16 protein-coding genes and 1 riboswitch are annotated in these 25,305 nt (G+C 61.2%); of the genes, 6 read left to right on the forward strand and 10 right to left on the reverse strand.

What is annotated here, in order from left to right:
* Nucleotides 1-26 precede the first annotated feature (26 nt).
* The 5 genes from WA302_RS15810 to WA302_RS15830 form a co-directional block, all read right to left on the reverse strand.
* On the reverse strand, nucleotides 27-4,853 hold the full coding sequence (locus tag WA302_RS15810; RefSeq protein ID WP_336064497.1) for a hemagglutinin repeat-containing protein: 4,827 nt from the start codon (nucleotides 4,851-4,853) through the stop codon (nucleotides 27-29).
* Nucleotides 4,854-4,898: 45 nt separating this feature from the next.
* The gene (locus WA302_RS15815; RefSeq protein WP_043139641.1) at nucleotides 4,899-6,578 is read right to left on the reverse strand and encodes a ShlB/FhaC/HecB family hemolysin secretion/activation protein; all 1,680 of its coding nucleotides are present in this window, start codon (nucleotides 6,576-6,578) and stop codon (nucleotides 4,899-4,901) included.
* A 384-nt stretch (nucleotides 6,579-6,962) separates the two neighbouring features.
* On the reverse strand, nucleotides 6,963-7,880 hold the full coding sequence (panS, locus tag WA302_RS15820) for a ketopantoate/pantoate/pantothenate transporter PanS (RefSeq protein WP_043139645.1): 918 nt from the start codon (nucleotides 7,878-7,880) through the stop codon (nucleotides 6,963-6,965).
* A gap of 142 nt (nucleotides 7,881-8,022) precedes the next feature.
* The gene (gene lysC / locus WA302_RS15825; protein WP_049296294.1) at nucleotides 8,023-9,390 is read right to left on the reverse strand and encodes a lysine-sensitive aspartokinase 3; all 1,368 of its coding nucleotides are present in this window, start codon (nucleotides 9,388-9,390) and stop codon (nucleotides 8,023-8,025) included.
* Nucleotides 9,391-9,498: 108 nt separating this feature from the next.
* Nucleotides 9,499-9,693, reverse strand: a riboswitch (Lysine riboswitch).
* 52 nt (nucleotides 9,694-9,745) lie between these two features.
* Nucleotides 9,746-11,554 (reverse strand): cation:proton antiporter, encoded by a 1,809-nt coding sequence (locus tag WA302_RS15830; RefSeq protein ID WP_004936687.1) that lies wholly within the window; start codon nucleotides 11,552-11,554, stop codon nucleotides 9,746-9,748.
* A 229-nt stretch (nucleotides 11,555-11,783) separates the two neighbouring features.
* Between WA302_RS15830 and pgi the strand changes: the two genes are divergently transcribed.
* Entirely contained in the window at nucleotides 11,784-13,430 is a 1,647-nt protein-coding gene (pgi, locus tag WA302_RS15835; RefSeq protein ID WP_004936690.1) for a glucose-6-phosphate isomerase, read from the forward strand.
* 61 nt (nucleotides 13,431-13,491) lie between these two features.
* Here the strand turns inward: pgi and WA302_RS15840 are convergent, their stop codons facing one another.
* The gene (locus WA302_RS15840) at nucleotides 13,492-14,928 is read right to left on the reverse strand and encodes a capsule assembly Wzi family protein (RefSeq protein WP_336064500.1); all 1,437 of its coding nucleotides are present in this window, start codon (nucleotides 14,926-14,928) and stop codon (nucleotides 13,492-13,494) included.
* Between the two features lie 225 nt (nucleotides 14,929-15,153).
* On the opposite strand from WA302_RS15840, the gene psiE reads away from it, so the two are divergent.
* Complete coding sequence (gene psiE, locus WA302_RS15845; protein WP_060434719.1) at nucleotides 15,154-15,561, forward strand: phosphate-starvation-inducible protein PsiE; 408 nt, start codon at nucleotides 15,154-15,156, stop codon at nucleotides 15,559-15,561.
* Nucleotides 15,562-15,769: 208 nt separating this feature from the next.
* Here psiE and malG read toward each other — a convergent pair whose 3' ends face one another.
* Genes malG through malE form a run of 3 tightly spaced genes read right to left on the reverse strand, consistent with a single transcriptional unit; the run spans nucleotide 15,770 to nucleotide 19,500 of the window.
* Nucleotides 15,770-16,660: a maltose ABC transporter permease MalG gene (malG, locus tag WA302_RS15850; protein WP_025304466.1), complete on the reverse strand. Its 891-nt coding sequence runs from the start codon at nucleotides 16,658-16,660 to the stop codon at nucleotides 15,770-15,772.
* 11 nt (nucleotides 16,661-16,671) lie between these two features.
* On the reverse strand, nucleotides 16,672-18,249 hold the full coding sequence (gene malF / locus WA302_RS15855) for a maltose ABC transporter permease MalF (RefSeq protein ID WP_043139655.1): 1,578 nt from the start codon (nucleotides 18,247-18,249) through the stop codon (nucleotides 16,672-16,674).
* A gap of 57 nt (nucleotides 18,250-18,306) precedes the next feature.
* Nucleotides 18,307-19,500, reverse strand: a complete 1,194-nt coding sequence (gene malE / locus WA302_RS15860) for a maltose/maltodextrin ABC transporter substrate-binding protein MalE (RefSeq protein WP_025304464.1) — start codon at nucleotides 19,498-19,500, stop codon at nucleotides 18,307-18,309.
* A gap of 358 nt (nucleotides 19,501-19,858) precedes the next feature.
* On the opposite strand from malE, the gene WA302_RS15865 reads away from it, so the two are divergent.
* The 4 genes from WA302_RS15865 to malM all read left to right on the forward strand — a co-directional run bounded on the left by WA302_RS15865 (nucleotide 19,859) and on the right by malM (nucleotide 24,260).
* A complete protein-coding gene (locus tag WA302_RS15865) occupies nucleotides 19,859-20,830 on the forward strand; it encodes an alpha-amylase family glycosyl hydrolase (RefSeq protein ID WP_025304463.1) in 972 nt (323 codons plus the stop codon).
* Entirely contained in the window at nucleotides 20,823-21,932 is a 1,110-nt protein-coding gene (malK, locus tag WA302_RS15870) for a maltose/maltodextrin ABC transporter ATP-binding protein MalK (RefSeq protein ID WP_025304462.1), read from the forward strand. Before WA302_RS15865 ends, malK begins: the two co-directional genes overlap by 8 nt.
* A gap of 32 nt (nucleotides 21,933-21,964) precedes the next feature.
* Nucleotides 21,965-23,254, forward strand: a complete 1,290-nt coding sequence (locus WA302_RS15875; protein ID WP_025304461.1) for a maltoporin — start codon at nucleotides 21,965-21,967, stop codon at nucleotides 23,252-23,254.
* A gap of 100 nt (nucleotides 23,255-23,354) precedes the next feature.
* Entirely contained in the window at nucleotides 23,355-24,260 is a 906-nt protein-coding gene (gene malM / locus WA302_RS15880) for a maltose operon protein MalM (protein WP_025304460.1), read from the forward strand.
* A gap of 55 nt (nucleotides 24,261-24,315) precedes the next feature.
* Here the strand turns inward: malM and WA302_RS15885 are convergent, their stop codons facing one another.
* Complete coding sequence (locus WA302_RS15885; RefSeq protein WP_043139664.1) at nucleotides 24,316-25,299, reverse strand: nucleoside hydrolase; 984 nt, start codon at nucleotides 25,297-25,299, stop codon at nucleotides 24,316-24,318.
* Between the last annotated feature and the right edge of the window lie 6 nt (nucleotides 25,300-25,305).

Raw genomic sequence — 25,305 nt, forward strand, 5'->3', positions numbered from 1 at the left:
CGGGGGCGTTGTGCAGGAAAGGCGCGTTATTTGCCGCTGAACACGCCGGCTTTGGCATCCGCCTGTTTTGTTGAGGCATGGCCGCTGACGAACGGCACGTTGCCGTCAACGCCCTGTTTCGCCGCACCGGCGGCCAGGCCGCCAACCGTGGCCGCCGCATCGACGCGGCCGCCGCCCTGATAGCGTTGGCCGTTGACGTCCTGCTGGCTGACCTGGCTACCGCCCAGTTCCACCTTGCCTTGCTGGCTGCGGATCTCGCCGCCGGTCAGTTGGGTTTGGCCGCCGACCTGCAGCGCCACGCCGTTCTTACCGGTGATCGCCGATTGCTCGCCGACCGCGTTGTTGTTCACCACGTCGGCATTGACCTTGAGGTGCCCCTGGCGACCGGCCGGACCGGTGATGCTGTCTTTCACCGCGACGCCGACGGTGCGTGCGCCGCGATCCCACAGCGGGCCTTGCGGTTTTTCGCCGGTCGGCGTTGCCGGCAGCGTGACTTTGCCTTCGGCCTTGCTGAAGCTGACCGCGCCGGTGGTGTCCTGCTGCGGATCGAGGCGACGCGCCACGCTGTTGTACTTGTCGGTGGTGGCGTCGGCCACTTTGTTCACTCCGGCCTCCAGTTTCTCTTTCACCTTACCGGCGTAACGTGGTGTGCCGACCTTCGACAGCTTGGAGGTGATGCTGCTGCCCGGATCGTTGCTGTGGCTCAGGCCGGCATCCACATCGACCTTCACACCGTTCTCAACGTCTTTGCGGCTTTCAACGTGCAGATTGCCGCCCACCTTGCCTTGTACGCTGTCGGCATCGACACGCGCGCCGGCGAGACGGGTGTCTTTGCCGCTGTTGATCGCCACGTCGCCCGCGGTGATGCCGGTGTTGGCGTGGGTGGTTTTATCCTGTTGTTCCACGCCGACCTTCAGACCGGCACCCAGCGTGTGGGTATCTTTGCCGGTGTTCGGGTCGACCTTGCCGCCGGCGTCCTTGTTGAAGGTTTGGCCGCCTTTGGCGTTGGCTTTGATGCCCAGGCTCCAGTTGTCCTTATGCTGCTCGTTTTTGGCGGACTCCAGCAGGATGCCGCCGTTTTTCGCCTCGAGCGCGGCGCTGCCGCCGCTGACTTTGGCCCCCTGCAGATGCAGTGCGTCATCGCCTTTGCCGTTGGCGGACAGGGTGACCTTGCCGTCTGAGGCGATAGTGGCGCCCTGACGCTCGGTTGTGGACTCATTCACCTTGGCGATGTCGAAGGCGCCGCCGGCGGAGAGGTTGCCGCCGGTTTTTTCCTTGCTGTCGCTGCTGCCGGCGCCCAGATCGATATTGCCGGACAGCTTGCTTTCCTTACGCGTTTGGGTCGATTCCGCCGCCTGCAGTGCGACCTTGTTACCCGCGCTCAGGCTGACGTCGCCCTGGCTCTTGACGTTGGTGCCCTGCAGCGTCAGATCGCGGCCCGCCTTCAGCTCAACGCCCTGTTGGCCACTGACGTTGCCGACCTGCGCGGTGCTGCTGCTGCTTTCGCCGTTGTGGGTGCCGCCGCCGAACCCGGCGCCGAAGTTTTTACTGTCGGCGGTGAAACCGCCCTTGGCGGAGGCTTTGACGTTAAAGCCGCTGTGGCTTTCGCTCTGCTTGTCGCTGGCCTGATCAAGGCGGATATCGCCGCCGGCGTTGACGGCGGTTTTACCGCTGCCGCCGTTCAGCGCGGTGCCCTGATAGACCGCGTCTTTTTTCACGTTGACGTTGATGCCGTTGGCCGCGTCGATCGAGCCGGTCACCGCCTGGCTGGCGCTGCTGTTGCTGCGCTGGGTGCCGCCTTCGCCCTTGGCGTCCACGGTCAGATCGCTGCCGGTGGAGGTGTAGACGCGCACGCCGGCGCTGCCGCGGGTATCGCGGCTCTGCTCTTCCTGACGATTTGTCGCAGCTTCGCTGCGGTGGCTGTCCGCCGTCAGCGTGACCGCGCCTTTGTTGGCTTGATATTGCGTGCCCTGATCGCGCACTTTGCCTTTGGCGTTGATGTCGATGCTGCCGGCTTTCACCGAGCTGACGACCGCCTGCGAGCTGCTGCTGCGTTTTTCGCTGCTGCCGCCCTGTGCGCCGATATCCAGGCCGACGTTAGGCGCGCCGATGCCGCCGATGTCGTTGATGACGCCGGTGGCGTCCAGCTTGGCCGCCTTGCCGACCGCACGCTCGACCGGACGGGTCACGGCGCTGTAATCGACGTTGGCACCGATGTTCACGCCGACGTCGGTTTTGGTGGTGTTGCTGCTGGTGGTGTCGGCAGCGGCCAGGTGATCGACGTCCGCGGCGTTTTCTTGATAGGTGCCGCCGACGCTGTGCTGCGCACCTTGCTGGGTCAGCTTGTCACGGGCGTTGACAGTCAGGTTGCCTTTGACGTCGCTGCCGGAGGTGACGGCCTTGCTGCTCTGCGCCTGTGTTTTGCTGTTCTCGTAGCCGGCCTCCACACCGCTGCCGAGCTTGTCGATGCCGCCGGTGTAGTAGAAACCACCGCCGACCTTGGTCTGCTCGGTATTCGAGGTGGTTTTGTCGTCCGCCGCCAGGAACGAAACCTTATTGCCGCTGACGCTGGCGTCGCCTTTGTCGGCGACCAATTTGGATCCGCTGAAGGTCACGTCCTTATCCGCGTCGAGTTTCACGCTGCCGCCGCTGAGGGTGGCGCCGCGGTTCTCGGTGCGGGTGGTTTTCTCGCTGTCGCGGGTGTGTTCGATGCGTAAACCGGCGCGGTATTGCTTGTCGCCGGCTTCTTTGGCGTAGCCGTTGACGGTGAGCGCGGTTCTCTGCTCGTCGATGTTCTGCTGCTGCTCGGCGGCCTTGACGTTGATATTGCCGGTCTGCGACGTGACGCTCAGCTCGCCGCCGCTGGCGACCTGGCTGCCGATCACGTCGGTGTCCTTACGGCTGACCAGCTTCAGGTTGGTGTCGGACTTCAGCTCGCTGGCGGTGCTGCTCTGATAACTGTTATCGGCCTTGTGCGAACTGCTGGTGATGTTGAAGGCGGTGCCGGTACGCGCGTCGATTTTGTCCACGGTGGTGCTCAGCGCGTTGTCGATGCGCAGGCCGCCGTGGGTGGCGGTGACTTCGCCGCCTTTCTGGCCGCGCGCCTTGCTGCCGGTAATGGTGACGCCTTGCTGACCGTTCAGGCGCAGGGTGCCGCCGCTGGTCAATTCGGAAGCGTGGCTGACTTCGCGGCGATTGCTGTTGTTCTTGTTGTCGCCGCCGCCGATGCCGCCCCAGGAGGTTTTGTCATCGCGCACCGCTTTGGCGTTGGCGGTTTTCTGCACCCCGACCTGGATTTGGTTATCTGCGTCGATCGTCAGATCGCGCTGGGCGTGGACCTTGGCACCCTGAGTCGAGACATTGCGGCCAGCTTTCACCGTCAGTTCGCCCTGGCTGCGCAGTTCACTGGCCTTCAGGCTTTCGCTTTCGTCGCTGCTGCTCCAACTGCCGGTGCGCAGGCTGGAGGTGTGGTTGCGCTGATAGCCGCGTTCGCTGGACTTATCTTTCTCCACCAGCCCGGCGAGGTGCACATCGCGAGCCGCTTTGACGCTCAACGCCCGGTCGGCGCTGACGCTGGCGCCCAACAGGTTCACGTCTTCCCGAGTACTGACGAGTTTGGCGTTGCCGCTGGCGGCGACGGTGCTGCCCGCCTGCTGCAGTTGCTCGCGTTCGCGGGTGACGTCGTATTGCCAGGAATAGAACCAGCGGTCGTCGGTGTGACCTTGAGTTTGCTTCAACTGCTGGCCGTCGAGCGTCAGCTTGCCGCCCTGCAGGGTGATGTCTTCGCCGCGAATATCGGTGGCGGTGAGGTGCGCGTGGTTATCCGCCACCAGGCTGATGTTCTTGCCTTTCAGCTCGGTGCGGGTCAGCTTCTGGCTGCTGCTGCGATCGTTGACGTAGATGCCGCCACGGTAATTTTGATAGTTATCGCCGCCGTTTTTGTTGCTGCTGGCATCTTCAATGCGGCTTTCGCTGCGAATATCGTAGGCTTTCACCTTGAGTTCGTCGCCGGCAGCCAGCGTGCCGGCCAGCTTCACGCCGCTGCCTTGCGCGGTGTTGATGATGTTGATGCGCCCGGCCTGCATGCTGCCGAGGTAGTAGCTGTCCAGCGCGGTCGTCGGCTGTTCGCTGGCCAGCACCTTGCCGTCGCGCGCCACGCGGTTAAGGCCGCTGATGGCGTTGATCGCCGCCGGCGTCACTTTGCCGTTGCGGTGGGTGAAGTCTTGTACGATCACGTCGCCGCGGCTGTCTATCTTCGGTGCGATCAGATCCAGCACGCCGCTGGCGTTCAGGGTGCCGCTGAGGCTCAGGGTATTGCGGTTGCCCAGGGTGCTGTAGCCCTGCAACAGGCCGTTTTCCACCAGCGGGTTGCCGACCACCAGCGAGGAGCGGCTGGTGTTGATGAACCCGCAGCCCTGGCAGCTGATGCCGTTCGGGTTGGCCAGCACGTAGTCGGCCGCCATGCCGAAGATCTCTTGCTGGCCGTGCAGCAGCGACGGGTTGCGGCCGATCACTTCATTAAGGATCACACTGGCTTCGCGTCCGCCCAGATTCGGGTTGGCACCCAGTTGCCCGGCCAGCTGCGACAGCCCCGCCTCGCGGGAGTTGTTCAGCACCGCGCCGGGTTGGTTGACGTTGAAGTCCTGGTATTGGTTATGCGACAGCCCGCTGCCGTTCGGCGCGACGATGTCGACCACCTGGGCGCCGGTGGCGGCGGTGGAAACGCCGGGGCCGTTGGCGCCGTTGGCCGCGACGATCTCTCCGGCGTAGGCGCCGGCGGAAGCGGCGAGAATTATCGCCAGCGCGGCGGCCAGTTTGCCTGCCGCCGAAAGTCTGAAGTTATTATTTTTCATCCATGTATCTCCGTATATTGCCGTGGGGTCCTGCAAAACTGCTGATTAAAAGGTGTAAGAAAAGCGCGCCAGTACCTGAACCGGATCCTCGGGCGTGGCGTGGTTCGACAAAATCCAGCCGCGGCTGACCTCCAGATCGACCAGCGCCTGGCGGTAGCGTAACGTGGCGCCGCTGCTCAGCCCGGCGCTGCTGCGCCAGCCCGAGTTATCCTGACGCGGCAAAATGCGGCCGACGTCGGCGCCAAGGCGCGGCGTCAGCGTGGCGGCGCCTAAATTGAAGCTGCGCGACAGCGTATTCTGCAGATACCAGCCGTTGTCGCCGGACTGGGTACTGCGGCTGAAGCCGCGTACGGCGCTGCGATCGGTGAGGCTCAGCCACTCCACGCCGGGCAGCGGGTCGCGGCTGTACTGGCCATAGAACAGGTTGTTGAGCTGATAGGTGGCGTCACCCAGCTTGAGACGCTGGCTGAGGTTGGCGAACAGCTTGCCTTTGGTGAACTGGCTGTCGAGGTGCACCGAGCTCGGGTGGCGATCGGCGCCCAGCCATGGCAGGCCCTGTTCGACGCTGAGGTTGGCGCTGAACACCCCGTTGGGCAGAATCTGCAGGTGGCTGGCGCTCAGCTCGGCCAGGGTCAGCGTGGGGCTGCTGACCTCGAGGCGCACGCTTTCGAAGTAGTTATCGATGCGCTTGTAGGTCAGCTGTCCGCTCAGGCTGTCTATCTGATCGTGATCGCGGTAAAACACGTAGTCGCTGCGCAGACCGTACTGTTGGGTCTGGCCGTGCAGTTTGACCACGTTGTGCGGCAGCTGCTGGTGGTTCTCATAGGACGAGAAGCTGGCGAACCCGCTGAAGGTGAACGCGCCGTACGGCAGCGAATAGAGCAGGGTATAGGCGCGATTATAGCGGTGGGCCGGGTTTTCCAGCGTGCTGTTGGCGTTCAGGCTGACGAAGTCCGACAGGCCGAACGGGCTGTCCAGCGTGGCGGTGGCACGTGCCAGCCACTGGCCGGTGCTTTTTTGGCCGTAATTATCCGTGCCGGCGGTAATCAGCCAGGGCTTGGCATGCTGGTTGCGCAAACGAATAACCGAACCGCCAACCTGATGGCCGGGCAATATATCCAGCTTGGTGGTATTCGATTGCAAACGGTTGGCCTGATCCAATCCCTGGTCGAGTTCGGTTAATTTCAACGGCTTGCCTTCCAGCCCCGGAAATAATAAACGACTGTTGACCCAGCGATCGCCGCCTTCTATTTTCTCGATAAATCCTTCGGTGACGCTTAACCCCAATTCTCCTTGTGAATTAGGGCGAACAATTTGCACGCGCGCGGTGATATAGCCCTTTTGCACATAAAGACGCGTTAATTCACGGGTCAGGCGATTGATATCGTTGCTGCTGATGCACTGTTCCGGCAACGCGCTCAGGGCGGATAAATCGCTCGGCGAGAGCAGGGTGACGCCCTGCAGATAAACGCCGGCGATCGGCAGGCACTGCGCGGACTGCGGCAGGGCGGGCGCGGCCGGCTCCGGCTCCGCCAGCAGGCGTTGCTGCTTCAGCTGCTGGTAACGGCGTTGCTCAATCAACTGGTTGACTTCACGCGTGCTGTCTTGCAGCGCGCGGCGCGACTCGCCCATCGACATATCCCGCATCATGTGGGCATCCGGCAGGGTTTCGGCGGAAAGGGCCGTGCTGACCAACAGCGTCAAGGCGGTGATTTTTTTTATCATTGTAATCCATTATGAGAGGCCGCCGGGGCAGCCAGCCCAATCCATGAGGTTAACCACGGGCGGCCGAGGGCCGGCCCGAAATAATGAGCGACATGCACATTGCGAGGTATCTTGATTTGCCGCAGCAAATAAGACGGTGGGTATATATCTAAATAATAATTAGGCTGCTTCTTTTATGGCGGGCAACCCTGGTGACTTAATTAATTAAAAAAAGTAGAACGTCTCTTCCTCTTGCCAACATTATCGGCATGGATAGGAAGAATCTGAATTTTTATTTTTCACGGATGATAGGGGATGAGGGGAATTATGACAATCCGACCAGTGGGAAATACGAAATTTCGCAGGGAAGAAACGGGACGCAATTGTTTGCGTCCCTCCAGGGGTTTATTTTTTCTTGATAGGGCGGCCGGACCAATACCCTGCCAGCAGTGAACCGGAGAGGTTGTGCCAGACCGAGAACAGTGCGCCCGGCAGCGCGGCCAGCGGCGAGAAGTAGATTTTGCCCAGCGTGGCCGCCAGCCCGGAGTTCTGCATCCCGACTTCGATCGCCAGCGTGCGGCAGGTGGACTCGTCGAAGCCGAACAGTTTGCCGCCCCAGTAGCCGCTCAGCAGACCGATGCCGTTGTGCAGGATCACCGCGACGATCACCACCAGACCGACCGAGGCGATATGGCTTTGGCTGCCCGCCACCACCGCGCTGATGATGGCCAGAATGCACACCATCGACAGCGCCGGCAGCAGCGGCTCGATGCGCTTCACCGTTTTGGTCAGGGTATGGTGGACGATCAGACCCAGGCCGATCGGTATCACCACGATCTGCAGAATGCTCAACAGCATGCCCATGATATCGACGCTGATTTTGGCGTCGACGTACAGACGGGTCAGCAGCGGCGTGGCGAACACCCCCACCAGCGTTGAGACCGCCGAGATGGTTACCGACAGCGCCACGTCGCCCTTGGCCAGATAGATCATCACGTTGGAGGCGGTGCCGCTGGCCACGCTGCCCACCAGCACCATGCCGGCGGACAGATCCGGCGGCATGCGGAACAGCATCGCCAGGATCCAGGCCGCCAGCGGCATGATCAGATAGTGCAGGAAGATGCCTGCCGCCACCGGGCCGGGGCGCGCCAGCACGCGTTTGAAGTCGTCCAGTCGCAGCGTGACGCCCATGGCGAACATGATCAGCATCAGCAGCGGGCTGACGTAGGGGCCGATGCCGGTAAAGGTGGTCGGCGTGTAATAGGCGGCGACGGACAGCAGTATCGCCCACAGGGGGAAGAGACGCGTGAGTAGAGCCAACATGCAGGTTTTCCTTAGCCAGATTGAGAACGATGGGTGTGGTTGTGTTTTTTGCGGGTTCAACAGGCTGAACCCCTGCAGGTTTTGAACGGATTTTTTAGACGCAGGGGCGCAGCATGCTGCGCCCGCAATCAGGGATAATGACTTATTCGAACAGGTTGTGATGCAGGGTACGCACCACCTGTTCGGCTTCTTCGCCCGGCACCAGGAAGCACAGGTTATAGCTGCTGGCACCGTAGCAGATCAGGCGGATATTGAACGGATCGAGCACGCCGAACACCTCTTTGCCCACGCCGCAGGCGCGCGACAGCTGGTTACCGATGATCGCCACCAGCGCCAGGTTTTCTTCCACTTCCACCCGGCACAGCGACGACAGTTCGGTCAGCAGTGAGGTGGTCAGCAGGCTGCCGCCGACGGAGGTGGCGCCGGTGGTGTCCATGGTCAGCGCGATGCTGACTTCCGAAGTGGTGATCAGATCGACGGAGATGTTGTGGCGCGCCAGGATGTTGAACACCTCGGCCAGGAAACCGCGCGCGTGCAGCATGTTCAGGCTGTGCAGCGTCAGCAGCGTTTGCTTGCGGCGCAGCGCCAGCGCGCGGAACAGCGGCGGATTCTCGGTGGTGTTGCACACCAGCGTGCCGCCGGCCGCCGGATCCTTGCTGGAGCCGACGAACACCGGAATGTCGCTGCGCACCGCCGGCAGCAGGGTGGCCGGATGCAGCACTTTGGCGCCGAAGGTGGCCATTTCCGCCGCCTCTTCGAAACCGATTTTGTCGATGCGCTTGGCCGCCGGCACCACCCGCGGATCGGTGGTGTAGATGCCCGGCACGTCGGTCCAGATATCTACCCGGCCAGCGCCGAGCGCCTCGCCGAGCAGCGCGGCGGTATAGTCGCTGCCGCCGCGGCCGAGCGTGGTAGTACGGCCTTTCGGCTCGCTGCCGATAAAGCCCTGGGTGACCACCAGCGCTTCCTGCAGGCGCGGCTGCAACTGCGTCCGGGCCAGTTCGCTGAGCGCGGCGCTGTCCGGCACGGCGCGGCCAAAGTGATCGTCGGTGCGCATCACTTTACGCACGTCGAACCATTCGGCCTGCACGTTGCGGGCGCGCAGGATTTCCACGAACAGCAGGGTGGACATCAGCTCCCCATGGCTGACCAGCTCGTCGGTCAACGCCGTCGAGGTGGCCAGCGACGCGGCCTCCGACAGCATGGCGATGTTTTCCAGCAGGCGGTCTATCTCGTCGCGGATCACCGCAGGCGCCGCGAGGCGATCGAGGATGGCGTACTGGATGCGACGAATTTCATCAAGCTGGTAGTTGCGCTTGTCGGCCTCGCAGCCTTCGGCCAGGGCGACCAACAGGTTGGTGACGCCTGCCGAGGCGGACAACACCACCAGGCGGACCTGCGGGTTGGCCAGCACGACGTCGGCGCTGCGGTTCATGGCTTCAAAGTCGGCGACGCTGGTGCCGCCGAACTTGGCTACCACGGTGGAATTCTGGGGTACTGCTTGGTTCATGTAGAAACCTCGTGTCAGGGATGCCCGTTTGGGGGCACTGTAATTCCATAGCCTTGGCACAAGGGGAGAGCGGTAAACAGGGGGCAGGCGTAGAGGTCAGGCTACGATACACCCAGAAGCGCCCCACCTTGTCGATCGCCCTGTGGGCGATCCCCTGGTGACAACCCAGGGGATTCAGCCCCTGTAGTCGATACGATAATGGCCGGCCATTATCGTACCTCGGCGTCGCTCCCCCTCGGGTGCCGTCAACGGAGAAACGGCTCCTCTGACACTCTACCTGGGCGACGCGCCTCTTCTGGCTTGCGCACCGGGTGCGCAAGTAGGCTGTTAGGAATAGCCGGTTATTGCCATTCTGTCAACGTACGGACGGTGAGGGATTTTCATCTTGTACCAGCGCGATAAGCGTACAGGGCATCGCGGGCGTGGAACCGGCGCCAATCGGTTGCAGAGAACCGTCTTCCTTTTGGCTGAATAGCGGGATAACGCCCTGATGTTTCTCCAAATACTCCAGCCAACCGAAATTTTCGTTCAATTTGGTCGCTTTGATGGTGGCCCCCCTGGCGAGCAGGCTGCTCAGGCGGCCGTAGGTGGCTTCCTGATTAAATAAAATTTCATGCCGGCGGAAACGCGAACTTTCCGCGCTGGCGCCGCGCCCTTTCAGCGGCGCCCCCGAACGGATGGCAAACACGTGATCCTCGCCGAAGAGATGGCCGAAGTGGTAGACCGCCAGCGCGTTCTGGTGGCGATTGGGCGACAGCGCCAACACCTGGGCGATATTGCTCAGATCGAGGTAGTTCTCGGCGTGTTCGGAGTAGGCGTGGCCATAATAGGCCGGAATGCCGTCCATACGCGCCTGACGGTAGTATTCCCAACTGCTGTCGGTGACGATCACCGGCACGTTCAGCTTGATCAGCGCCTGCGCCAGCATGCGCGCCACGCTGTTGGCGCCGACGATCAGTACGCCGCGCGGCTTTTGCTGCTGCACCCGCAGCCAGCGCGCCATCATGCCGCTGGTCAGGCTTTGCAACACCACGGTACCGATGATGATGGCGAACACCACGGTCACCAGCCGGTCGGCGCCCTGATAGCCGCTGCGCTGCAGCGTCAGCGCGAACAGCGAGCTGACCGCCGCGGCCACGATGCCGCGCGGGGCGATCCAGCACAGCAGCAGCCGATCGCGCCAATGCAGGGAAGAGCGCCAGGTCGAGACCGCGATGCACAGCGGCCGGGCGATAAACTGCACCGCCAGCAGCAGCAGCAGCAGCGGCCAGCCCATGTTCCACAGCGCCTGGATGTCGAGCCGCGCCGCCAGAATGATGAACAGCGCCGAGATCAGGATCGCCGACAGTTCTTCTTTGAACGCCAGAATATCGCTGGTATCGACGTCGCGCATGTTGGCCAGCCAGATGCCCATCACCGTGACGGTCAACAGGCCGGATTCGTCGGCGATGGCGTTGGAAACGCCGAAGGCGGTCAGCATGATCGCCAGCACCGCCAGGTTCTGCAGGTAGCGTGGCAGCCAGACGCGGCGCAGCGCCAGGCCGAGCAGGTAGCCGAACAGCGCGCCGGCGATAAGGCCGACGGCGGCAGTCACGCCCAGCGTCCAAAACAGGTGGGTATAGGACTCCGCATTCTGCTTCAGTACGATGAACTCGAACACCAGCAGGGTGAAGATGGCGCCAACCGGATCGATGACGATCCCTTCCCAACGCAACACCTGGTTAATGTTGGCGTTCGGTCGCACCACGCGCATCAGCGGAGCGATCACCGTCGGCCCGGTCACCACCGTCACCGCGCCGATCAGCGCCGCCAGCTCCGGCGGGAAATCCAGCAACCACCAGCTGGCGAGGCTGATGACCAGAAAGGTGACCAGCATGCCGACGGTGACCAGATTACGCACCACGCCGCCGAGGCCGCGTATCTCCTCGAAGCGCAGCGTCAGCGCCCCCTCGAACAGGATGATCGCCACCGACAGCGACACCAGTGGAAACAGCAGATCGCCGAACAGCAGATCCGGCTGCACCAGATGCACCGTCGGGCCGAGCACGATGCCGAACAGCAGCAACGGCAAAATGGCCGGCAGACGCAGCAGCCAGGCCAGCCACTGCGCCAGCAGCGACGCCAGGCCGATAAGCACCAACATAAGCGGGGCGGATAATTCCATAAGCGAGATCCCTTTCAAATGACGAAATAAGTAACGATGACACAGCCTGATGACAATTCGGCAACCCCGATAACAGGCCGTTAGCCAAAAGTATAGAGTGAAAGCTGAAACGAGGCGGCAATGCGTTGACAGTTAGCGCCTATCGCAAGAAAAGCGATCATAATCACAGTCGAACAGGCTACAATCGGACAAACGCGTCATTTTTATTCTCAAGCCTAAGAGTGTTGCTATGAAAAATATCAATCCTAGTCAAACCGCTGCTTGGCAAGCCCTGCAGCAACATTATGCACAGATGAAAGACGTACGGATCGCCGACCTGTTCGCCGAGGACAGCGATCGTTTCTCCAGGTTCTCCGCGACCTTCAACGATCAAATGTTGGTGGACTATTCCAAGAATCGCATCACGCAGGAAACCCTGGAGAAGCTGCAGGCGCTGGCGAAAGAAACCGATCTGCAAGGCGCCATCAAATCGATGTTCGCCGGTGAGAAGATCAACCGCACCGAAGATCGCGCGGTGCTGCATATTGCCCTGCGCAATCGCAGCAACAGCCCGATCCTGGTCGACGGCAAAGACGTGATGCCGGAAGTGAACGCGGTGCTGGCCAAGATCAAACAGTTCTGCGCGCGCGTCATCGGCGGCGAGTGGAAAGGCTACACCGGCAAGCCGATTACCGACGTGGTGAACATCGGCATCGGCGGTTCGGATCTCGGCCCTTACATGGTGACCGAAGCGCTGCGCCCGTATAAAAACCACCTGAACATGCACTTCGTCTCCAACGTTGACGGTACCCACATCGCCGAAACGCTGCAGCCGCTGAATCCGGAAACTACGCTGTTCCTGGTGGCTTCCAAAACCTTCACTACTCAGGAAACCATGACCAACGCCCACAGCGCGCGCGACTGGTTCCTGAGCAGCGCCGCCGATCAACAGCACGTGGCCAAGCACTTCGCTGCGTTGTCCACCAACGGCAAAGCGGTGGCCGAGTTCGGCATCGATACCGACAACATGTTCGAGTTCTGGGACTGGGTAGGGGGCCGTTACTCCCTGTGGTCGGCGATCGGTCTGTCGATTGCGCTGTCCATCGGTTACGACAACTTCGAGCAGCTGCTGAGCGGCGCGCACGCCATGGACAAGCACTTCGCCGAAACGCCGGCGGAGAAAAACCTGCCGGTGCTGTTGGCGCTGATCGGTATCTGGTACAACAACTTCTTCGGCGCCGAAACCGAAGCCATTCTGCCGTACGATCAGTACATGCACCGTTTTGCCGCTTACTTCCAGCAGGGCAACATGGAATCCAACGGCAAGTACGTCGACCGCAACGGCAATCCGGTGGATTACCAGACCGGCCCTATCATCTGGGGCGAGCCGGGCACCAACGGCCAGCATGCGTTCTACCAGTTGATCCACCAGGGCACCAAGCTGGTGCCGTGCGATTTCATCGCGCCGGCCATCAGCCATAACCCGCTGGGCGATCACCACGCCAAACTGCTGTCCAACTTCTTCGCGCAGACCGAAGCCCTGGCGTTCGGCAAGTCGCTGGAAGTGGTGGAGGCGGAGTTCGCGGCGCAGGGTAAAACCCCTGAGCAGGTTAAACACGTGGCGCCGTTCAAAGTGTTTGAAGGCAACCGTCCGACCAACTCGATCCTGCTGCGTGAAATCACCCCGTTCAGCCTGGGTAGCCTGATCGCGCTGTACGAGCACAAAATCTTCACCCAGGGCGCGATCCTGAACATCTTCACCTTCGATCAGTGGGGCGTGGAGCTGGGCAAACAGCTGGCTAACCGCATCCTGCCGGAGCTGGCGGGCAGCGAGAAAATCAGCAGTCACGACAGCTCGACCAATGCGCTGATCAACCGCTTCAAGGAATGGCGCTAAGCGCCTGAGCTGAAGCCAATAAAAAACCCGCCGCGGCGGGTTTTTTTACGTCTGCAAAAAATTACAGGTTGATCGGCACTTCGAAGCTGACGCCTGCACCCACGTCATCGGTGGTGCTGTGATCGTTGTCGGTGTACCACAGGCTAGTATCAAACTTAACCTGAGACGGGAAGGTGTAACCCCAGCCGACCTGAATGCCTTTCAGCGTATCGGATTTCGGGAAGGCCTGGTTAATGCTTTGGCTCAGCGGGTTCACCTTGGCGTAAACTACGCGGGTGCTCCAACGCTGGCTGTCGTCCAGCACTAGCTCGACGCGGCCGGACAACATCTGGCCGTCGCCGCCCATCGCATGCCCCAGCGGGTAACCCTGTTGGTAGTAGCCGCCTTTGTAAGTGTAGTGAGTGTACACATAGTTTTTACGGCTCATATCCGAACGGGTGTCTGACCCTTCGATATACCAGTTGATGGTGGTCGGGCCCCATTCCGGGTGGCCTTCCAGACCGAGCAGATAGGTATTTTGCGACGGCAGATAGCCCGCCTCATCTTCACCCACCAACTGACCGTACAGGCTAACCGGCAGGCCGATCAGCGGCTGCATTTTCAGCTTGAAGTCGAAACCGGCGAGCTGGTTGCCCGGATCGTTGCCTTTACCTGAATCATCGTTATCTTTGCCGGTAAATCCATCCCAGAACGAGCTCCATGACTGCGGACGGCCTTCACCACCCCACATCATGATACGCGACGCCCCCAATTCCAGGAAGTCGGTCGGCATCATGGTGAAACGGCCGCCGATCAGTTTGGTGTGCGGTACAGAACTGTACTGCGACAGCTGGCCGGCGGACAATTGATATTGCCAGCGGCCGATCCACGACAGCCACGGGGTTTCAAACGGTGATTGGTCGGCGCGCTGCAGCATAAAGCCGGCCACCGGGCGCGCGGCGTCGGAGCGGATCAGGCTGCCGTCGTAACCCGGGCCCCACCACTGGGAAACCTCGCCGAAGGAGAGCCACTGATTCCAGATTTTCACCGCGCCGTAGGAGCCGTTCATATTGAATTTGGAACCGTCGCTGACGCGCTGATCGCCTTCCACCGAGCCCTGCAGACGCACGTCCCAGAACTCGCCGTTGGCGCCGGCGCCGATGGTCAGGCGATCGTCGGCGTACTCGTTTTGGCCGAAGCCCTGCGGGGTGCCGGGTTTATCGGTCGACGCGTAACCGCTGACGCGGATGTTGGCTTTCAGGGCATCGACACGACGTTGTACGCGGTCAATGACGTTTTTCTCGGTGTTGGTCACCGGCTTGGCCTGCGCGATAACGGAACTGATCTCTTCTTGACTCAGCGGCCAGGTGGACAGGCTGACGTTGATAACGCCGCGGTCAGACAACCAGGCGAGATCGTTACGCAGATCGTTGTCAGGGGCTACCAGGCCGGCGGCGTGGCCGGACAATGCACAGGTAAACAGGCCCGCAGCGACCAGTCCGTTAAGTTTAGCGCGCATAAAGAATTCCCTTGTTAATTCGAGGTTATTGGTTTTATGTAAAGATCTCTGTGACCCATGATAGTTGACATTTCGATTTGCTACAAATCTATAAGCCAGAAACATCTTATTATAACTTTATGAATTAAATGGGGTTTAAAGTGCTTTCGCGCGGGGCATAATTTTTAAGACAATGCCTATATTGGCACGGTTGAATCATATAAGCGGTATTCAGAGAGAGGTTTTATGGCAAAAACGTCGCGTTCGATAATGATAGCGAAAGGACTGCAGCGAGTACTGAACGTAGGTTTGTTGCTGCTGGCGGCAATTCTGGTGGTGTTTCTGGTCAAGGAAACCATCCATCTGGCGAAGGTGTTATTTATCAACAGCGAAGAGTCGTCTTCTTACCTGTTGATTGAAGGTATCGTGATTTATTTCCTGTACTTTGAATTTATCGCCTTGATCGTCAAGTATTTTGAGTCGGGTTATCATTTCCCGTTGCGCTATTTTATTTACATTGGCATTACCGCGATTATTCGTTTGATTATCGTGGACCACAACAACCCCATCGATACCCTGATCTACGCCGCGGCGATATTGGTGCTGGTGGTGACGCTCTATCTGGCCAATACCGACCGGCTGAAACGGGAGTAGCGATAAAAATGGCGGCCAAAGGCCGCCAAAGACACAGGATATAATTACCCGTCGTCTTTCAAGCGACAGCGTTGTTGACTGCACTCGCTAACCCCAGTTACTTACTGAAGTAAGCGCCTGGGCTTAGCGAGCTGGTCGCCTAGCTGTAACTTGAAATCCATAGGGTAAAAGATAAGGAAAAACATCAAACGCACTGCAGTGGCACAAATTACCCCTTCACGCCGCCGGCCGTCAGGCCGCCCACCAGCCAACGCTGCGCCAGCAGGAACACGGCGGTAATCGGTATCGCCGACAGCACCGCGGCGGCGGCGAAGTCGCCCCACAGATAGTTCTGCGGGTTGAGATATTGCTGCATCCCCACCGCCAGCGTGTAGCTGTTCACATCGCGCAGCAGCAGCGACGCGACCGGCACTTCGGTGATGGCGGCGATAAACGACAGAATGAACACCACCGCCAGAATCGGTACCGACAGCGGCAGCAGCACCAGACGGAATGCCTGCCACGGCGTGGCGCCGTCCAGCGCTGCCGCTTCTTCCAGCGAGTTGTCGATGGTTTCGAAATAGCCCTTGATGGTCCAGACGTGCAGCGCGATGCCGCCCATGTAGGCGAAGATCACGCCACCGTGGGTGTTCAGGCCGATAAACGGAATGTACTGGCCCAGGCGATCGAACAGGGCGTACAGCGCCACCAGCGACAACACTGCCGGGAACATCTGGAAGATCAGCATGCTTTTCAACAACGTGCTCTTGCCGCGAAAGCGCATACGGGCGAAGGCGTAGGCGCAGGTGGTGGACAGCGTCACGATGCCGATGGCGGTGATCGCCGCGATCTTGATGGAGTTCCACAGCCACAGCAGCACCGGGAACGGCGGCGGCGTCACGCTGCCGTCGGCGTGGGTGACGCTGAAGCCGAGCGCCAGCCGCCAGTGATCCCAGGAGAGGGTTTCCGGTATCAGGCTGCCGGTGGCGAAGTTGCCGGCGCGCAGCGAGATGGCGACCACCATCAGCAGCGGGAACATGATCAGGGCGATAAAGCACAGCATCAATATATGGGTGATCCACAGGCGCAGGCGCTGGGACTTGGGTTGAACCATGGCCATCGTTATTCTCCCTAATCGAAGTTCATCTTGCTGGCTTTCAAATTCAGGATCGCCAGCGCGCCCACCAACAGGAAGATCAGCGTGGCGATGGCGGCCGCCAGCCCGAAGTCTTGCCCGCCGCCGCCTTCGAAGGCGATGCGGTAGGTGTAGCTGACCAGAAGATCGGTATAGCCGGCCGGCGTGGTGGTGCCGATCATGTCCGGGCCGCCGTTGGTCAGCAGCTGGATCAGCACGAAGTTGTTAAAGTTGAAAGCGAAGCTGGCGATCATCAGCGGCGTCAGCGGCTTGATCAGCAGCGGGAAGGTGATGCGGAAGAAGTTTTGCCACGGGTTAGCGCCGTCCATCGCCGAGGCTTCGTACAGATCGTCCGGGATCGCCTTCAGCAGCCCCATGCACAGGATCATCATGTAGGGGTAGCCGAGCCAGGTGTTGACGATCAGGATCATGCTCTTGGCGGTGAGCGGATCGCTGAACCAGGCCGGTTTGATGCCGAACAGATGGCTGAGCATCATGTTGATCTCGCCGAAGCTCTGGTTGAACAAACCTTTGAAGATCAGGATCGAGATGAACGATGGCACCGCATAGGGCAGGATCAGCAGCACGCGGTAGATCGCCTTGCCTTTCAGCGCCTCCCACTGCACCACGCAGGCCAGCACCATGCCGACTGCCACGGTGAGGATCACCGTCATCACCGAGAACACGATGGTCCAGATGAAGATCGACACGAACGGTTTCTTGATGCCCTCGTCCTGTAGCACCCGCAGGAAGTTTTTCCAGCCGGTGGTGACGGTATAACCCGGGCTCAGGGTTTCCTGCGCCCAGCCGCCGTCGGCGTTGATCGCCTGATAGAAGCCGATGTCGCCGTTTGGCCGGTAGCGTACCTGGGTCTGATTGTTGGTCAGCGTGCTGCCGTCTTTGTCCAGCGCATACAGCGGGCGGGTGCCGGAGAACTGGCGCAGGGAGCTCATGCGCAATTCCCCGCCGTCGGGCAGTTGCGCCACCAGCTGGCTCAGCGCCTGCCGGTTCTGGGTAATCACCCGCAGCGTGGCGCGTTCGCCCTGCGGCGCGGCGTTCTGCGCCGTCAGTTTCAGGGTTTGCGGCGCGGCGGCGTCGAGGCGGAAAGGCTCGGAGATCAGCGGCTGTTCACTGTCCGGTGGCGTCAGCTGCAGGCGCCACTGCTGGTTTTCCGCCGGGTAGAGGCCAAAGGTAAAGGTTTGGCCGCTCTGGAACTGGCGCTGCATCAGCACCGATTGCGCGCGTTCAAAAGTCAGCTGGTTGGTGCTGCTGTAGTTGGTGAAAGCGATGGCGATGGTGCAAATCAGCGGGAACAGGACGAACAGCCCCATGCCGGCGACGCCGGGATACACATAGCGCCAGGCGTAGGCGCGGCGGTTGGCGAAGACGTAAAGCCCGGCGCTGACCAGGATCAGCGTCAGGATGGCGAACAGGTATTCACCCTGTGCATACATCAACACAATCAGGTAGCAGGTCACCAGGCTGAACAGGCCGACCACCAGCCATTTCAGCGCGTCGCTTTGCCACCACTTCGATTTTTTACGCGCGGGCGTCCCGGCGTGAGCGAATTGCATAGGGCGTTCCTTTCTGTGAAGCAACGGCGGGGCACCGTGGCACCCCGCACGACGTCGTTACTTGGTGATACGGGTCTGCACGTCGTCCAGCGCGGCTTTCACCGTCTGACGGCCGCTGACGGCGTTGATCACCGCGCTGCGTTCGGCGTACCAGAAGGCGCTCATCTGCGGGATGTTCGGCATGATTTCCCCGTTTTGCGAGTTCTGCATGGTGGCGGCGATCTTCGGATCTTTGGCCAGCGCTTCCTGATAGGACTTCAGCGCCACCGCGCCCAGCGGCTTGTCTTTGTTGACGTCCGCCAGCCCTTCGTTGGTCAGCAGGTAGTTCTCGAGGAACTCGGTCGCCAGCTCTTTATTCGGGCTGGCGGCGTTGATGCCGGCGGTCAGCACGCCGACGAACGGCTTGGACGGCTTGCCTTTGAAGGTCGGCAGCAGCGTCACGCCGTAGTTGATTTTGCTCTGCTCGATGTTGTTCCAGGCCCACGGCCCGTTGATGGTCATCGCGGTCTGGCCTTTGTTGAACGCGGCTTCGGCGATCGAGTAGTCGGTATCGGCGTTGATGTGTTTGTTTTTCACCAGATCGACGATGAACTGCAGACCGGCCTGCGAACCGGCGTTGGCGACGCCGACATCCTTGATGTTGTATTTGCCGTTTTCATACTTGAAGGCATAACCGCCGTCGGCGGCGATGATAGGCCAGGTGAAGTAGGGTTCCTGCAGGTTCCACATGATGGCGCTCTTGCCGTTGGCGCGCAGCTGTTTGTCCAGCGCCGGGATTTCTTCCCAGGTCTTCGGCGGCTGTTTGACCAGGTCTTTGTTATAAATCAGCGACAGCGCTTCGACGGCGATCGGGTAGCCGATCAGCTTGCCGTCATAGCGCACGGCGTCCCAGGTGAACGGGAACAGCTTGTCCTGGAAGGCTTTGGACGGGTGGATTTCGGCCAGCAGGCCGGACTGCGCATAGCCGCCGAAGCGGTCGTGGGCCCAGAAGATGATGTCAGGGCCGTCGCCGGTGGCGGCCACCTGCGGGTATTTCTCTTCCAGCTTGTCCGGGTGCTCGACGGTGACTTTGATGCCGGTGTCTTTTTCGAATTTCTTGCCGACTTCGGCCAGGCCGTTATAGCCCTTGTCGCCGTTGATCCAGATAACCAGTTTGCCTTCCTCGATCTTGGCGAAGGCGGAAGAAGAGAGCACCAGGGTGGCCAGTGCCGAGAGTGCCAGCGTGCGGGCGAGGGTAATGCTGCGAGTCATAATCCAGTCCTTCTTTTTGTGGGCACATAAATCAAGGAGAGACGTTTCGCGGTAATAGTGGGTCACAACGCGACATATTCTCATCCTCCCCCCCTCTACGCCCCTGAGATGAGGAGTGTGATCCAGTTAACGTTGCGCTCTATTCTGTGGCGTCAGGCACAAAATAGGGGGGCAATTTTTGCCAGCCGGATCACAGATTTGCCTTAAGCGCGGAACTTCTCATCGCTGCGGTCGTTCTCTCATCCTCCCGTCTCCTCCCCCATGAAAAATCTTGTTACGGATGATTACCCTTTCCGGCGACTCCCGCACTATCGGCCCATTGATTTTCAACGCCACGCGCAGCAGGGATACCGGATTTATGTCGTCAATGCCTATCGCTACTCAGCCCACCCTGTACCGGATCCATCCGGCCAGTTTCCGTGACGGAAACGGGGACGGCGTGGGCGACGCGCACGGCATGCTGGCGGCGCTGCCGTATCTGAAAGCGCTGTCGATCGACGGCCTGTTGCTGCCGCAGACGCTGGCGCCGGGGGCCGAGGCGACGGTGACGGGCGAAGGGCTGACGCTGTGGTACGGCGATGAAGCCAACCGCGTTCGCAATGCCGTCGCGCCGCGGCGGTTCGCCCACGGTGCGCTGGCGCTGGACGTGATGCCGTTCAGCGCGGAGAAGCTGGTGGCGGTGCTGCACGCCCGTCGTACCACATTGGCGGACAGCCTGTGGAGCACCGGCGACGCCGATCAGCCCCGGGTGGTCAGCCGCTGGGGGCAGGGCGACCTGCGTTCCGCCGCCGCCTTTCTGACGCTGCTGGCGATGCTACCGGCGCCAATCTGCCTGTATCAGGGCGAGGAGCTGGGGCTGCCGCATGCCGCCGGCCTGCAAGATCCGCGCGGCGCGCAAACGCCGATGCCGTGGCACGAAGCCCCCGAACAGGTCACCGCCGGCGAAATCAGCTGGTATCAACAGGTGGCGATCGAACACCGCGCATTGGCCATCAGCCGCCAACAGCACGACAGCCACTCCACCTTACGTTACTGCCAGGCGCTGTTGGCCCTGCGTCGTTCGCCGCTCATCCAGCATGGCGAACTGAACGAAGTCAGCCAGCGCGATGGCGTGGTGCGCTTACTTATTACCCATCAGGATCAATGCCTTGAAGCGCTGATAAACCTGCAGCCTTATACTCAGGCGGCCGCGCCGTCTGAGGCGACCTTGCCGTTGGCATGGCAGCACGGCGCGCAGCAAGAGGGTCATCAATGGGTTTTGGCGGGCTTTGCCTCCGCCATTTTCACACGACATGTTAACTGCGAAAGCAGGGGAGTAACGCATGGCTAGCGTGACACTGCGCAGCGTTTATAAGGCCTTCGGTGAGGCCGTGATTTCCAAAGACGTCAATCTGACCATCGAAGACGGCGAGTTTGTGGTGTTTGTCGGGCCTTCGGGCTGCGGTAAATCGACGCTGCTGCGCATGATCGCCGGGCTGGAGGACATCACCTCCGGCGAGCTGCTGATCGGCGAGAAACGTATGAATGAGGTGCCGCCTTCCGAGCGCGGCATCGGCATGGTGTTCCAATCCTATGCGCTGTATCCGCACCTGTCGGTGGCGGACAACATGTCGTTCGGCCTGAAGCTGGCCGGCGCCAAGAAAGCGGAAATCAATCAACGGGTGAACCAGGTCTCCGAGGTGCTGCAACTGGCGCACCTGCTCGACCGGCGGCCGAAGGCGCTGTCCGGCGGGCAGCGTCAGCGCGTGGCGATCGGCCGCACGCTGGTGGCCGAGCCGGACGTATTCCTGCTTGACGAACCGCTGTCCAACCTCGACGCCGCGCTGCGGGTGCAGATGCGCATCGAGATCTCCCGTCTGCACAAGCGCCTGCAGCGCACCATGATTTACGTCACCCACGATCAGGTCGAAGCGATGACGCTGGCCGACAAGATCGTGGTGCTCGATGCCGGTCGCGTGGCGCAGGTCGGCAAGCCGCTGGAACTGTATCACTACCCGGCCAACCGCTTCGTCGCCGGGTTTATCGGCTCGCCGAAGATGAACTTCCTGCCGGTCAAGGTGACCGCGGCGGAGCCGCAACAGGTGCAGGTCGAACTGCCCAACCGCCAGCTGGTCTGGCTGCCGGTGGAAGGCGCGGGCGTTCAACCCGGCGCCAACCTGTCACTGGGCATTCGCCCTGAACATCTGCTGCCCGGCGAAGCCTCAGAAGTGCGGCTTACCGGCGACGTACAGGTGGTGGAGCAGCTCGGCAACGAGACGCAAATCCACATCCAAATCCCGGCCATCCGTCAAAACCTGGTGTACCGCCAGAATGACGTGGTGCTGGTAGAAGAAGGTGCCACATTCGCCATCGGCCTGCCGCCTCACCGCTGCCACCTGTTCCGTGAAGACGGTACGGCATGTAAACGGCTGCACCAGGAGCCGGGCGTTTAAAGCATCAAAGTCGGTATAACAGGAGAATAATGATGACTACTCTGCGCAAACTTCCTCTGGCACTGGCTGTCGCCGCCGGTGTTCTCTCTACTCAGGCGCTGGCCGTAGATTTCCACGGTTATGCCCGTTCCGGCATCGGCTGGACCGGCAGCGGCGGTGAGCAACAGTGCTTCAAGGCCACCGGCGCCGCGAGTAAATACCGTCTCGGCAACGAATGCGAAACCTACGCCGAACTGAAACTGGGGCAGGAAGTGTGGAAAGAAGGCGACAAGAGCTTCTATTTCGACACTAACCTGGCCTATTCGGTCTCGCAGCGTTCCGACTGGGAAGATGTGACCCCGGGCTTCCGCGAAGTCAACGTGCAGGGTAAAAACCTGATCGAGTGGCTGCCGGGCTCCACGCTGTGGGCCGGTAAGCGCTTCTATCAGCGTCATGACGTTCACATGATCGACTTCTACTACTGGGATATCTCCGGCCCGGGCGCGGGTCTGGAAAACATCGATCTGGGCTTCGGCAAGCTGTCCGCTGCCGTGACCCGCAACTCGGAGTCCGGCGGCTCTTACGGCTACCTGGATAACGAATGGAAACAGCGTCCAACCGTCAACGACACCTTCGACGTGCGCTTGGCCGGGCTGGAGCTGAACCCGGGCGGCACCCTGGAGCTGGGCGTGGACTACGGCCGCGCCAATGCGCAGGATAACTACCGCCTGGCCGACGGCGCCAGCAAAGACGGCTGGATGTTCACCGCCGAACACACGCAGAGTATCCTGAACGGTTACAACAAGTTCGTGCTGCAGTACGCCACCGACTCGATGACCTCGCAGAACAACGGCCGCAACGAAGGCGCCACCATTGATAACAACGGCAAGATGATCCGCGTGTTGGATCACGGCGCCATCGACTTCAACGATCAGTGGGCACTGATGTACGTCGCCATGTTCCAGGACATCGACCGCGACAACAACAACGGCACCACCTGGTACACCGTGGGCGTGCGCCCGATGTACAAATGGACGCCGATCATGAGCACCTTGCTGGAGGCGGGCTATGACAACGTCAAATCCCAGCGCACCGGCGATCGCAACGGCCAGTATAAAGTGACCCTGGCGCAGCAATGGCAGGCGGGCAACAGCATCTGGTCGCGTCCGGCCATCCGCCTGTTCGCCACCTACGCCAAGTGGGATGAGAAGTGGGGCTACGCCACCGGCGATGACACCGGGTATAACGCCGGCACCGCTTACAACGACACCAGCATGCATACCTTCAGCCGCGGCAAGGATGACGAAGTCACCTTCGGCGCCCAGATGGAAATTTGGTGGTAACGACGACAGGACGGGGAGGGCCGCCGGCTCTCTCCCAACCGCATTCGCCGCGGCCGGATCTCTTGCCTGATCCGCCGCGGCGCTGAAAGAGGATATAACGATGAAAAAGAATCTGCTGTCACTCTGCCTGTCGCTGGCGCTGACCGTCGGCGCGCCTCTGGCGGCCAACGCCGAGACGCCGGCTAACGTTTCCGTCGCGCCGGCCATCAGCGCCGCCACGCTGCAAAGCCTGCCGTGGCAGCCGCTGCAGCCGCCGGTGTCGCAAGAAGTGAAGCTCGACGCCGTCAGCCCGCAGCTCAATCAGGGCGAGATCCAGGGGGCGATCGCCGCCTATACGCTGCCGGCCGATCGCGGCTCGCTGGAAGTGACGCTGAGCAGCCTCGCTAAAAACAATTCGCTGTACGCGCCGAGCGTGCTGGTGCTGGACGAGCATCTGCGCCCGGCGGCGTATTACCCGAGCAGCTATTTCCCTTACCAGCCGCCGGGAGCAATGTCCTCCGATCGCCTCGAAGGCACGTTGAAACTGACGCCGGCGCTTGGTCAAAAACAGATTTACCTGCTGGTGTACACCACTCGGCAGGACTTGGCGAAAACCACGCAGTTGACCAATCCGGCCAAGGCCTATGCGCAGGGCGTGGGCAACGCGGTGCCGGATATCCCGGATCCAATCGCCGGCCACGCGACGAGCGGCACGCTGAAGCTCAAGGTGACCGCGGAACAGGGCACCGGCAACGTGATGATCGGTATGCTGCAGCCTGCGCCGACCGTGGCGCCGGTGGTGGTAGGATCAACCGCACCGGCCGCTGTGGCGGCGCCGGCACCGACCCCAGAGAAACCGGCGGAGCCGATGCTCAACGATACCGAAAGCTACTTCAATAATGGCATCAAGCAGGCGGTGAAGGCGGGCGATATCGACAAGGCGCTGAAACTGATGAATGAGGCCGAGAAGTTGGGCTCGACCACTGCGCGTAAAACGTTTATCAGCAGCGTTAAAGGCAAGGGGTAACACCCAGCGCTGCCGATGCTGGCTCGATGATTGGTGCGCCTTGGCGCACCTTTTTTCATCCGCGCGCCAGCGTTGCGCCGATCAACGCCAGTAGACGGGCGTTGTCCACCTGCTGCATGATGCGCACCGGCTTGCCCTGCGGCGGCGGCATGCCGACCGTCAGGCGTAGGCTGTCCGGCCGCCAACGGCGTGAGCTGCCGCGCGTCAACGCCCCTTCCAGCGCCACATCCACATGGAACATTTCGGTCGTGACCAGCTGCGGTTCCAGCAGCCAGGCGATCACCAGCGCATCATGGATCCAGCAGCCTGGCAGGCGCCGCGTATGGCGCGAATAGTCGATCCACGGCTGCGTGGTGGCGCGCAAATAGCGGCACAGCGGCGTATCCGGCTGCGTCAGTGCGGCCAGATCCGCCTGGGTCAGCATGGTCTGGGTGGTGACATCCAGCGGCGCCAGCGTGATAGCGGCGCCGCTGTTCAGCACCAGCCGTGCCGCTTCCGGATCCAGGCCGAAATTGGTGTCCTTGATGTACCCGTCGACGTTGAATACGCCACCCATGATTACGATCTCTTTCACCGCCTGCGCCATCTGCGGGTAAAGCTGCATGGCGTGCGCAACGTTGGTCAGCGGGCCGATCGCCGCCAGCGTGATCTCGCCGGGATGGCGGCAGATCAGCTCGCCGATGGCGATGGCGGCGTCCGGTGCGGGCGCGTTGGCGAGTGAGGGCGCGGGCAAGTCGCGCCACAGCGCTGCCAGCTTGGGATCGGCGATCGGGCGGTCCAGATGCGCGCGCCACGGCTCCGGCGGCTCACTCAGGGCGCGCGCCGCGCCGAGGGCGACAGGAACCTGATAGCCGCTCTGCGCCAGCAGATCGGTGGCGACGGCGAAGCCCACTTCGCGCGGGGTGTTGCCGGCCACGATGCTGATCAGCTCCAGCTGCAGCTGCGGTTTGGCCGCCAGCGCCAGGGCCAGCGCCAGCCCGTCGTCGACGTTGGCGCCGGGGACGCCATTGCCGGGATCGCAATCAATGATTAAACGCATATAAGG

The sequence above is a fragment of the Serratia sp. 201 genome, assembly GCF_037027545.1.
Classification (GTDB): domain Bacteria; phylum Pseudomonadota; class Gammaproteobacteria; order Enterobacterales; family Enterobacteriaceae; genus Serratia; species Serratia bockelmannii.